The following is an 11,393-nucleotide window of genomic DNA, read 5'->3' as shown; positions in this document are numbered from 1 at the left end:
CAGGAAAAAAATGTGTTAGATCTGCCATTTTTATTTTTTATGGCTGTCAAGGTTTATGCCGCGAAGAAGGGCGATGTGGGGTTGCATGTTAAAAGGATTGGCTTTGTCTTATTATGTTCAATACAGTCACTGTCCCATCAATAATATTATAGTGAAGTGAATAAGGAAATATCTTGAAATGAACAATTCGTACATTCCGATAGCAAATTTGAAACAGATGTGGGTTTTGCTCTAAAAACTCAATGTGTTCATCAAAATCAATAAGAAACTCCATTTTCTTGTCCATGGCTTCGTAAAAACACTTTGCCTTTTTCAACTCCCGATGTGCATCAATCGACAGTCTAACGCGAAATGCCATATTTCTTTCTTATTTCATCAATTGGAATAGTTTTTAAAGTACCCTTTTCCTGACGATCCAATAGATCGTCCATCATTGTTATATACTCGTCTGACGGTTCCGCCAATTGACGGGCTAAATTTTCAAAATAATTTTCGATATAATTTTTCAAAGATCTATTGTCTGCTTTTGCCTCTCTTTCGAGAATCTCCCAAACCTCATCTTTAAGTTCGATTATTTTCTTCTTCTTTCCCATTGTATATAGATTGTGTATATAAATTATATAACAAATGCTATTAGTCCCCTCCTTGGGAGGGGTCGGGGGAGGACAAATTTTGTGAAACGATAAAGCCACCAGTCCAGGCATTCTGGAAATTGAAGCCTCCTGTAATAGCGTCAATATTAAGGACTTCCCCAGCAAAATATAAGTTTTCACATACCTTGCTTTCGAAAGTTTTAAAGTTCACTTCTTTTAAATCTACACCACCAGCTGTGACAAATTCTTCTTTAAAAGTACTTTTTCCATCAACTTGAAAAATTCCAGCTGTTAATTGATTGGCTATGTTTTGAAGATTTTCGCGCGTGGCTTCTGCCCAGGTTAGTGTATCACTTATGCCCGTGGCTTTTATAAGGCTTTGCCACAATCGCTTTGGAAGTTCGAATTGGGAGTGTTTTAAAATTGTTTGCTTTCCGAAGTTAACTTTTAGTGATTTTAATTCGTCTAAAACTTCTTCTTCAGAAATGTTTTCCAACCAATTAACTTCGATTTCAAATTGATATTTTAAGGATTCTAAAGTCCGTGCGCCCCAAGCTGAAAGTTTTAAGATTGCTGGACCGCTCATTCCCCAATGGGTTATTAGAAGCGAACCGTTGTTCTCTAAAACATCTCTTCCTTTCGGAATTTTTATTCGAGCATTCGTAGCAATTCCAGCGAGGTCTTTTATACGCTCGTCTGTAATGTTGAAAGTGAAAAGCGAAGGCACCGCTGGAATTATTGTATGCCCCAATCCTTCAAGTAATTTCCAGATTTTTGGATTGCTTCCAGTGGCGACCACAATTTTTTCTGCGGAGAAGTTATCTGAAGTAGTAGTTATAAGAAAAGAGTCATCAACTTTTTGAATTTCCTTGACCGATTGATTGAGCAATACATCGACACTCAACCTACGCGTTTCAAAAAGAAAACAATTTATAATAGATTCCGAAGAATTGGAAACGGGAAACATTCTTCCGTCCTCTTCTGTTTTTAATTCTACACCGTGCTTCTCAAACCATTCAATGGTGTCTCCAGTCATAAAAGTATGGAACGGACCGAGTAGTTCTTTTTCTCCACGCGGGTAATTTTGAGATAGATCTCTCGGAATAAATTCGGCGTGGGTTACATTACATCTACCTCCGCCCGAAATTCTCACTTTGGTAAGTACTTCTTTTCCCCTTTCTAAAATGATGATTTTCTGATTTGGATTTTTTTCAGCAGCATTTATAGCTGTAAAAAATCCAGCAGCACCGCCCCCAATGATTATGACATCCGCTTTTTTCAAATTGGAAGTTTTTTACTTGCAAATTTTTCACAAAGATTCATGGTTTCCATAATATCATCCATAGTTGTGCGTGGATTGATTAAGCACATTCGTAAAACTACTTGCTTATTAAGGATGGTCGTAACCAATAACGCTTCCTTTGAACTCACAACCTCTTGTGAAATATACTGATTTAATTCGTCTAGTTTTTTTTCAGAAAGCTTGTTTCCAATAGGGTTATACCTGAAGTTTACAACGGCTAAAGTTGCTGGCGAAACTACCTCCCAATTAGGACTTTTTCGAAGATACGACTCTGTAGCTTCGGCAAGTTTTATGTTATAGGAAATAGCTTTTCTAAATTCGCTCAATCCGAATGTTTTTACGGACATATAAAATTTTAACGCCCGAAAACGTCGGGTAAGTTCAATACCGTGATCGTAGAAATTTATTTCAGAAGTATTGCCCTCAATATCCCGCAAGTATTCAGGTCTTTCAGTAAAAGTTCCTTTTAACCATTTATGCCTTTTCACCAATAAACAGCCAATCTCATAAGGCTGATAGAACCATTTGTGAGGGTCGATAGTAAGGGAATCGGCTTTTTCTATTCCTTTTAATAGAGGTTTTCCGTCATCTGAAAGTATGGCAAAACCTCCATAAGCACCGTCAATATGAAACCAGATATCTTCCTTTTTACAGATTTTTGAAATATCTGAAAGCGGATCGACTGTTCCTGTATTTGTTGTGCCTGCAGTTGCAATTAAAAGAAAGGGTTGCCAACCTTCGAGTCTGTCTTTTGCAATGGCATTTTTTAATTTGTTAAGCGAAAATTTGAATTCGCTATCGGTAGGGATAATCCGGATTTGCTCTTTTTTAAAGCCAAGAATACGAATAGCTTTTATATTTGAAGAGTGTGCCTGATCGGAAAGGTAGATAACTGCCTTGCTAAAATCATCGCCACACTTTACCGTACGTGCGGTTACAATTCCGGTTAAATTGGCCATTGAGCCACCACTTGTAAAAATTCCGCCTCCTTTTTTCTGAGGGAAACCGAACATTTTTAAAAGCCAGTTCATGGTTACAATTTCCATTTCGGCTGCTGCAGGAGAAGCTTGCCAACCACCAGAAAAAATATTGAATCCTGCCGTTAAGCTATCGGCCATAGCGCTAATATAATTACTCGGTCCCGGAACGAAAGAATACGATTTGGGATGCGAAACGATATTGCTTTTGGTCATAACCTCATTTAAAACAAAGTTTAAAACCTCTTTTGCATTGGTTGGGTTTTCGGGTGCTTCTTCAAGAAACAACTTTTCCATTTCTGAGCGCGAACCAGAAACCACGGGCAACTTATCGTTCTGTGTAACAAAATGCGCTACGATTGCATCCACAACTTCATAGCCGTAGCTTTTCATTTCTTCCTGGCTCAATTCCAGTGTGGCTTTATTCTGAATTTTCACAATCTTTTCTGTTTAATTTTTTACGCTGCAAAATTACGTTTTTAAGTAGGGATTTGTGGGGTTCTTAGTGTAAATATCTTGCAATTTTTTTACGACAATTATCTAATTAATTAAAAAAACCTCACAGGTCTGTGCGACTTGTGAGGTTTGAATCGATTGTGAGTTTTTAGAAATTATTCAACAATCATTTTCTTTGTTATACTTCCAGTTTTGCTAGAGAAATTCACAAAATACAATCCTGAAGGAAGATTAACAGGAAGCGTTTGCACTCCTTCTAAAATTACCTTTGTAGAAATTAAATTACCCTGAATTCCGTAAATTTCAACTGTTTCAAACGAATGAATGTTGTTGAAGTTAATTTCATTTTTAACTGGGTTAGGGTAGAACCCAAAATTAGCAAGGTTGTTATCTTCAATTCCAACGGTTATTCCGCATAAAAATGGTTCAAAAACAACTTCACCTAAAGTAGGATCGTCTACGTTGTGGAAAATCACTCCTTCAACATCTTGGGCTGTGCTTTCTTGTCCTTCAATCCAGCAGTTTTGCTTTGCCAAAATTGTATTTGGAGTATTGTTGTAAAGTGCATAGACTACGCCTCCATTTCCATTTTCGGAAAACGTATTATTCCCTCCATTAGTTACGTCTGCTCCTAAATTTATCATTGCCTGATCCTGTAGGGTTATTCCCCATAGATTTCGTCTAATCTCGTTTCCAATAATATTTACAGTCATTGTACTCGATGCTGAAATGACGTTTATACCACTTCCTCCCAAATCAGGATTTCCTTGAGTATTATTGTCTTCAATGATATTATACGTAATTTCCACATTTGCATTGGTGCCAAGAATTGCGATTCCGTACCGATTATTTCTTATAATGTTTTGGGTTATATTAGCATCCATATTTCCTCCAACAAAATTGGCCAAAGCAATACCACCAGCCATATCGTTGGCTGGATCTCCAATTATAGTGTTATTGATAATTTGAAGTGTTTCTGATGGTATCGTAACGCCGAGGTTTATTTGCGGACGATTGGAATTTACTATATTGTTTCCCTCAATATAATTCCCATTAATCACAGCAGATACTTGGGCATTTGCAGCCGAGCCAATTGCAGGGTTTTCATTAAATGTAATTGTATTGAAAAGAATTTGAGGTTTTCCTTTAGATAATTGAATAACAGCACTACTAGTGGTACCAGACACATTGAAAGATAAAGTTGAATCTGTGATTATAAAATTCGCAGTTAAAACCCGTAAACCACCACCGTAAGTAATTGTGCTGTTTTTAATATTTATAACTGAATTATCTTCAAAACGGAAACCATCATAAGGAGCTGCCTGATCAATAGCAGTAAAAGTGACCTGATTTGAATCCACTATAAAAGTCCCAAAAACAGTGATGCGTAAACCAGCGTCGATAGAAAGCGTAAGGTCTGTTTCAATTAAAACCGTATCATTTTCGGCAACGGTCAGATTTCCCAATAAGGTGTAATTCGACCCTGATCCTGTTATGGTTGTTGGACTAGCGGCCGCAATATCGGCAAGGCTCCATACCACACCTGTATTTGGCGTAGTATAATCTTGTGCAAACAGACTCGAAAAAGTTAAGAATGCTAATAAAATACTTAAAGTAATTTGTTTCATAATTTAAGGTTTTGGTAAGTTGTAAAAATAATCATAATAAAAGGCTCAAAAAAACTATTCCAATCCTTTCACAAATTCAAATAGCTTAAATTTGAAATATGGTTTTATATATATTAATTATTTTCTTTACGATAAGTCCATTTTTTCCAGCTACTGAAAATCCGCACTGGTTTTTTAGAACAGCCGATTTTGTGCGCTTTCAATCTATAATGTTGCAAATTATTCTTCTCGTTACTTTACTTTATATTGAAGAACAGCTTACAGTATTTATTTGGGTTTTAATTGCGTCGCTTGTGCTTTCAATGGTTTATCAGTTATTTAAAGTTGTGCCGTATAGCTCGCTTTATCCGAGAAAATCGACAGAAGAAGCAAGCGATGGTCATGTTTCGATTTTGGCTGGCAATGTGCTTCAGACGAATACTGAATATCCTAAATTTTTACAAGAAATAAGAAAGTTCAATCCTGATTTAGTTCTTACAATGGAATCTAATAAAGATTGGGAAAATGGTCTTTCAGCAATTGAAAAAGATTATCCTCATACTGAAAAAGTGCCTTTGGAAAATTTCTACGGAATGCATCTTTACTCCAAAGTAGTATTGCAAAATGTACAAGTGAAATATCAGATTGAAGATGATAAGCCTTCAATTTTTTTTGATTTTCCTTTTGAAGGACAAAAGCCTATACACTTTTGTTGTTTGCACCCGGCGCCGCCAAGTCCTACAGAAAATGAAACCTCAAAAGAACGTGATGCTGAATTGATGCTTACTGGAGAGCTGATTCGAAAAATTGATAGACCAACGGTTGTGTGTGGTGATATGAATGATGTTGTTTGGAGTCGAACCACGCGATTATTCAAAAAAATGACAGGAATGATCGATCCAAGAGTAGGTCGCGGGTTTTATTCAACATATAATGCCAATTATTTCTTTTTGCGCTTTCCTTTAGATCATTTGTTTCATACACGCGATTTATATGTTGGCAGAATGGAACGCTCTAAAAATTTTGGAAGTGACCATTTTGCTATGTATTATGAAATTCATCATAAAAAGAAGACTTCTACTCCTAAGAATCCAAAAATGAATGGTGAGGAAAAAAAAGATGTAAAGGAATTGATTGATGAAGGTACATCAAATTAAAATCAGTAGTGTATGCTAAACATTTTTAAAAACGGGATTTCCAATAAAGATTTCCGGCTTTATTTATATCTTGGTTTTTACCACAGAACTTTGGATATGAACAAAAGTAAAAATTTTAGCGCATAATCTATTGTAAAACAGGTTTTAAACTTACTTGACACCAAGGATATTTATGGGCAATTAAGAGAACTGAGGTGAAAAACAAGTCTTTTCCTCATCAAATTTGAATCATAGGATTCCTGGCAATTTTGAAGTGGAACAAGCTCACATCATTATCATAAAATTAATTTTTGCTATATCAATTTCAGTACCGATATGTACTTTGGATCGTACGGATTTCCTGATTTTGCAATTGCCAAACACTTTTTGAGCAATTTATTAGATACCGCAATAAAAGCCAGTTTCTTACTTCTGTCTTCCTCTCGCTCGAGCCTCTCTCGTCGGAAACAAGTATTGACAACCCGTTTATAGAGTTCTCGGCACGCTTTGTTGTGCTTACAGGCGTTGAATGCGCAAAGGAACAAAAGGTTGCGCAATTTCTTGTTGCCAACCTTACTGATCCTGCTACGACCACGCACACTGCTCCCTGACTCTCGAATTGTAGGTGTAATACCAACATAACTGCAGAGCTGCGCAGCAGTCTCAAACTTGGAAAAACCATCGGATATTACAATTAAAAACAATGCTGTCTTTGTGCCTATTCTTGGAACGGTAGTCAAAAGAGTGAGCTGTTGTTGAAGCTCCATCGTGACCAGGGAGAGTAGACGTTCCTCGAAACCGGCAATCTCTTTGTCCAAGTGTTTCCTGTCCCGTTTTTGGGAACGGTACACAAACTTGGAGGGAATGTCTATGGTTTTTTCGCCGTGCAATTTGCTTTAGGTGGCTGTGCGTTTTTTAAAATAGCTGTCTATTAATCGGAAGAGTTGCAGACACTCTGCCTGGTCATCAGTCAAGGCATTGCAAAGCGGAACTTCGTTGGCCAGGGCATACTCGCAGATTGCCTTTGCATCGCTCTTGCTCGTCTTTACTTTGGCTAGCCTCATTTGTATGAAACGTTTTGCCGATAGCGGATTTACAACCGATATAACTATGTTGTTTTTGTAAAGAAACTGTGCGAGTCTGTAATGATAATAGCCCGTGACCTCGAGGTCTAGGCCTCACAGAACTCAACGTGATTTAAGTAGTAAAAGAACGGGGATTAATCAATGTTGTCGAAGTCTAAAGTTTCACTGTATATCGTAACCTTACTCCGCTCTTTTGATCTTTCTGATTTATACTTAAAGTTAACTGATTTAGTAAAAATCAAACTTAAAATGTATTAAATATAAAACCACGAATCACGTATGCAATTTGGCATTCCCGTGAAATCGTGGTTTTACTTTTAAGGCTATAAAATACTTAAGCTTCTTATGAAAAAGCGTTTAAACCTGTAATGTCTAATCCTGTGATTAACAAATGGATATCGTGCGTGCCTTCGTAAGTAATAACACTTTCTAGATTCATTGAATGGCGCATAAGGCTATATTCACCCGTAATTCCCATTCCGCCTAACATCTGTCGAGCTTCTCGAGCAATGTTAATAGCCATATCTACATTATTACGTTTTGCCATAGAAATCTGTGCGCTGGTTGCTGTTCCTGCATTTCGCATTACACCAACACGCCACGCTAATAATTGAGCTTTGGTGATTTCTGTAATCATTTCAGCAAGCTTTTTCTGCTGTAGTTGGAATTGCCCAATCGGTTTTCCAAATTGGATTCTTTCTTTTGAATAGCGTAATGCTGTGTCATAACAGTCCATTGCAGCACCTATTGCACCCCAAGCAATTCCGTAGCGAGCAGAATCTAAACATCCAAGAGGCGCTCCTAAGCCAGATTTGTTTGGTAATAGATTTTCCTTCGGGACTTTAACGTTGTCAAAAATAAGCTCACCAGTTGCAGAAGCTCGTAGCGACCATTTGTTGTGTGTTTCTGGAGTACTAAAACCTTCCATACCTCGTTCAACGATTAAACCGTGAATTCTACCTTCTTCATTCTTGGCCCAAACAACAGCAACTTGTGCAAAAGGAGCATTGCTAATCCACATTTTGGCACCGTTTAAAAGATAATGGTCGCCCATATCTTTATAATTAGTAGTCATTCCGCCAGGATTACTTCCGTGGTCAGGTTCTGTTAATCCAAAACACCCCATCCATTCGCCGGAAGCCAATTTTGGAAGGTATTTTTTTCGTTGTTCTTCCGTTCCATATTTATAAATAGGATACATCACCAACGAAGATTGAACAGAAGCAGTACTTCTAACGCCGCTATCGCCACGCTCAATTTCTTGCATAATCAATCCGTAAGAGATTTGATCAAGGCCAGCACCGCCATATTCTTCAGGAATATATGGGCCAAAAGCACCTATTTCAGCAAGTCCGCCAATAATTTGTTCTGGAAATTCAGCTTTTTGAGCGTATTCTTCTATAATTGGAGAAACATCACGCTTTACCCAATCACGGGCTGCTTGACGCACTAATTTATGTTCATCGGAAAGTAATTCGTCAAGATTGTAATAATCTGGAGCTTCAAATAAATCTGGTTTCATATATAATTAATTTAAAGGAATACAAATGTAGAAATCGCAGGTCGATTGACCTAAGTTTTAGAGGAAAAATGAATTATTTATAAATAACAATCAAGGCTATTTTTATTAGAAAATATATATGATGTTAAATAGTTTATCAAATTGCTATCTTTACTTGTTCTGTTTTTTAAATATCAAATCATCACATGTCGTGTTTTTTTTGTCTATTTATAAAAAGAAAGACAATGTATTCAATATATTTGAAATCCTAATATTCAATTTATGAAAAGATTAATACTCTCACTTCTTTTGTTTATACCGTTTTTGGTCTTTTCACAACAGACGGTGCCAATTCAGCAATATCTGCAATTTAATGGGCGGTATGATTTTACTGCCTTTGGAAATACTCTGAATACGGAAGAAAACGGGACCTTTGGTGCTTGTACTATCTTGACAGAAAGCACGGCAGATTTTCAATTAGATCCTGGACAAACCTTGTTTTCTGCACATCTTTATTGGGCTGGTTCAGGTAGCGGAGATTTTAACGTTAAGCTTAACGGTACTGATGTAACGGCCGACCGTACTTTTGCGCTAACAGCAGGAACTGGATTAAATTATTTCTCGGCATATGCAGATGTAACAAGCATTTTGGCTGCGAATGGAGAAGGGCTTTATACTTTTTCAGATTTAGATTTAACAGGAGCAATCGGCCCATACTGTTCAGGAGGGACAAATTTTGGAGGTTGGGGAATTATTGTTATTTATGAAGACCCTAACTTACTTTTAAACCAAATAACACTTTTTGACGGTTTAGATTATGTAGATCGAAATAGTAATAACATTAATATTACATTGGGTCCTATTAATGCAGCTTCAGATGTCGCTTCAAAAATTGGCTTCTTGGCCTGGGAGGGCGATGCGGCAATTGCTGTGAATGAGAGTCTTAGGCTTAATAATATCTTAATCGATAATCCGCCGTTGAACCCTGGTAATAATGCGTTTAATAGTACAAATAGTTATACCAATTCCACTGTTTTACACAATATGGATTTGGATTTCTATAACCTAGAAGGTTTAAACATAATTGAACCTGGTGACGATCAGATTAATATTCAACTAAGTTCTGGGCAGGATTTTATAATGGTCAATAACATTATTATAAGTGTTAATTCTGAACTACCTGACGCTACGATTGTTATCGACAATCTTGGGGTTCTTTGTGAAGACAGAAATATAGAAGCAAATTATACTGTTAGGAATTCAAATAGTACGGCTGTATTACCGCCAAATACGCCTATTGCTTTTTATGCCGACGCTGTATTATTAGGGCAAACCCAAACAATAAATGAAATTCCAATTGATGGTACTGAAAGTGGTACAATAAATTTGAATATTCCTGTAGGAACACCTCAAAACTTCGTGCTGCGGGCCGTTGTAGATGATGATGGTACAGGAACTGGAATAGTTATTGAAACCAATGAAGACAACAATGAATTTGAACAAGATGTTGATCTTTCTTCGCAAGGCTTGATAATACTTGGGAATAATCAAAGCTGTGAAGGTTTTACAGAAACGTTAACTGCCAATTTTAACGATTTAGATGTATATAATTGGTTTTTTAACGGAAATCCAATTGGAGGAAACACTCCAACAATAGAAGTTACCGAGTCAGGAATTTACACCGTTAGCGGAAATAAAGCTGCTTGTTTTGTAGAAGAATCAATCGACTTTAATATCACTTTTAACCCGCAACCTGTAGTGGCTGCTCAGCCAGTAGATATTTATAGATGCGACAACGGAGTGCAATCGGGAATTTTTGATCTTACCCAAAATGATGCAATTGTATTAGGCGCACAAGATCCTGCTTTGTTTAATGTAAAGTATTTTACGACTGAAGCTGGAAGCGAAAACAACGTAGGTGCAATTGCTACTCCAGAGGCGTATCTTATTACAGGAGGAACTCCACAAACTATTTATGTTAGAATTCACGATAGTGCACAAGAGCTTTGTTATGCAATTGCTCAATTTCAGATTTATTATACACCAGTGAATGCAGGGGATGTGCCGTCTATTACATTATGCGATCAGGATGGCTCAGGAGCTGAAGATGTTAACTTGCCACTTGAGTTTACTGCGCACGTATTAACTGATCAGATTGCTTCAGAATACATTATTACCTACCATATTTCTCAGGCTGATGCTGATACAAGAGCAAATCCGTTACCAAATATTTATTCGGTTCCTACTCCTGGACAAACAATTTTTATAAGAATTGAACCCGTAATCGATTCTGAGTGTTTTGATACAACCTCTGTTGAAGTTATCGTAGATTCTCGTCCTACCATTAATGAAACACCAAATCCTTTAATTGTTTGCGACACCGATAATGATGGTTATGCACCTTTCAACCTACACAATGCGGATGAAGACATCACTAATAATGATCCAGATTTAGTGGTCACCTATCACCCGACACTTCTTGACGCTCAAAATAATTTAAACGAGCTTGTTGATCCCTATATCAATGACGACCCGTTTACCGATGTTGTATTTGCTAGAATTGAGGGGTCTAATACTACATGTTATGCTACAGTTGCTTTAGTTTTAGAAGTCCGTAACAGTCCGATATTAACTGAGCCTTCACCCTTGCGATTATGCGATGACAACACCGATGGGTTACAGATATTCGATTTAACCGTTCGTGAGTTGGAGATGTTGGGAGCTATGGATCCGAC

The 11,393-nt window shown here is 37.1% G+C and carries 9 protein-coding genes and 1 pseudogene; 2 read left to right on the top strand and 8 right to left on the bottom strand.

Features of this window, described 5'->3' with window-relative positions; all coding sequences use genetic code 11:
• Positions 1–88: 88 nt before the first annotated feature.
• The 5 genes from ACN0U3_RS14005 to ACN0U3_RS13985 form a co-directional block, all read right to left on the bottom strand.
• The gene (locus tag ACN0U3_RS14005) at positions 89–358 is read right to left on the bottom strand and encodes a type II toxin-antitoxin system RelE/ParE family toxin (protein WP_417266710.1); all 270 of its coding nucleotides are present in this window, start codon (positions 356–358) and stop codon (positions 89–91) included.
• Positions 342–593: a hypothetical protein gene (locus ACN0U3_RS14000; protein ID WP_417266709.1), complete on the bottom strand. Its 252-nt coding sequence runs from the start codon at positions 591–593 to the stop codon at positions 342–344. The genes ACN0U3_RS14005 and ACN0U3_RS14000 overlap by 17 nt, the downstream gene beginning before the upstream one ends.
• A gap of 40 nt (positions 594–633) precedes the next feature.
• Complete coding sequence (locus tag ACN0U3_RS13995; RefSeq protein ID WP_417266708.1) at positions 634–1,875, bottom strand: NAD(P)/FAD-dependent oxidoreductase; 1,242 nt, start codon at positions 1,873–1,875, stop codon at positions 634–636.
• Entirely contained in the window at positions 1,872–3,266 is a 1,395-nt protein-coding gene (locus ACN0U3_RS13990; RefSeq protein ID WP_417266711.1) for a pyridoxal phosphate-dependent decarboxylase family protein, read from the bottom strand. Before ACN0U3_RS13990 ends, ACN0U3_RS13995 begins: the two co-directional genes overlap by 4 nt.
• A 218-nt stretch (positions 3,267–3,484) precedes the next feature.
• The gene (locus ACN0U3_RS13985; RefSeq protein WP_417266707.1) at positions 3,485–4,957 is read right to left on the bottom strand and encodes a T9SS type A sorting domain-containing protein; all 1,473 of its coding nucleotides are present in this window, start codon (positions 4,955–4,957) and stop codon (positions 3,485–3,487) included.
• 98 nt (positions 4,958–5,055) lie between these two features.
• Here ACN0U3_RS13985 and ACN0U3_RS13980 point away from each other — a divergent pair, with 98 nt between their 5' ends.
• The gene (locus ACN0U3_RS13980; RefSeq protein ID WP_417266706.1) at positions 5,056–6,093 is read left to right on the top strand and encodes an endonuclease/exonuclease/phosphatase family protein; all 1,038 of its coding nucleotides are present in this window, start codon (positions 5,056–5,058) and stop codon (positions 6,091–6,093) included.
• A gap of 293 nt (positions 6,094–6,386) precedes the next feature.
• Here ACN0U3_RS13980 and ACN0U3_RS13975 read toward each other — a convergent pair whose 3' ends face one another.
• From ACN0U3_RS13975 to ACN0U3_RS13965, 3 genes and pseudogenes are all read right to left on the bottom strand, one after another.
• Positions 6,387–6,890, bottom strand: coding sequence for a transposase (locus ACN0U3_RS13975; RefSeq protein ID WP_417266705.1), 504 nt, complete (start codon positions 6,888–6,890; stop codon positions 6,387–6,389).
• 78 nt (positions 6,891–6,968) lie between these two features.
• Positions 6,969–7,229, bottom strand: a pseudogene (locus tag ACN0U3_RS13970) (IS110 family transposase); the annotation flags it as partial.
• A gap of 271 nt (positions 7,230–7,500) precedes the next feature.
• Positions 7,501–8,679 (bottom strand): acyl-CoA dehydrogenase family protein, encoded by a 1,179-nt coding sequence (locus ACN0U3_RS13965; protein WP_073216063.1) that lies wholly within the window; start codon positions 8,677–8,679, stop codon positions 7,501–7,503.
• A gap of 261 nt (positions 8,680–8,940) precedes the next feature.
• On the opposite strand from ACN0U3_RS13965, the gene ACN0U3_RS13960 reads away from it, so the two are divergent.
• Positions 8,941–11,393 (top strand): CARDB domain-containing protein (locus ACN0U3_RS13960; protein WP_417266704.1); only part of this gene is annotated, 2,453 nt, incomplete at its 3' end.

Source organism: Brumimicrobium sp., assembly GCF_048268645.1.
Taxonomy (GTDB): Bacteria; Bacteroidota; Bacteroidia; order Flavobacteriales_D; family Crocinitomicaceae; genus Brumimicrobium; species Brumimicrobium ulvae.
This window is presented reverse-complemented; position numbering and strand designations above follow the sequence as displayed.

What these genes read in the sequence shown, in the direction of transcription:
- ACN0U3_RS14005 (WP_417266710.1), bottom strand. Translation starts at nt 358, where the DNA reads ATGGCATTTCGCGTTAGACTGTCGATTGATGCACATCGGGAGTTGAAA.
- ACN0U3_RS14000 (WP_417266709.1), bottom strand. Translation starts at nt 593, where the DNA reads ATGGGAAAGAAGAAGAAAATAATCGAACTTAAAGATGAGGTTTGGGAG.
- ACN0U3_RS13990 (WP_417266711.1), bottom strand. Translation starts at nt 3,266, where the DNA reads ATGAAAAGCTACGGCTATGAAGTTGTGGATGCAATCGTAGCGCATTTT.
- ACN0U3_RS13985 (WP_417266707.1), bottom strand. Translation starts at nt 4,957, where the DNA reads ATGAAACAAATTACTTTAAGTATTTTATTAGCATTCTTAACTTTTTCG.
- ACN0U3_RS13980 (WP_417266706.1), top strand. Translation starts at nt 5,056, where the DNA reads ATGGTTTTATATATATTAATTATTTTCTTTACGATAAGTCCATTTTTT.
- ACN0U3_RS13965 (WP_073216063.1), bottom strand. Translation starts at nt 8,679, where the DNA reads ATGAAACCAGATTTATTTGAAGCTCCAGATTATTACAATCTTGACGAA.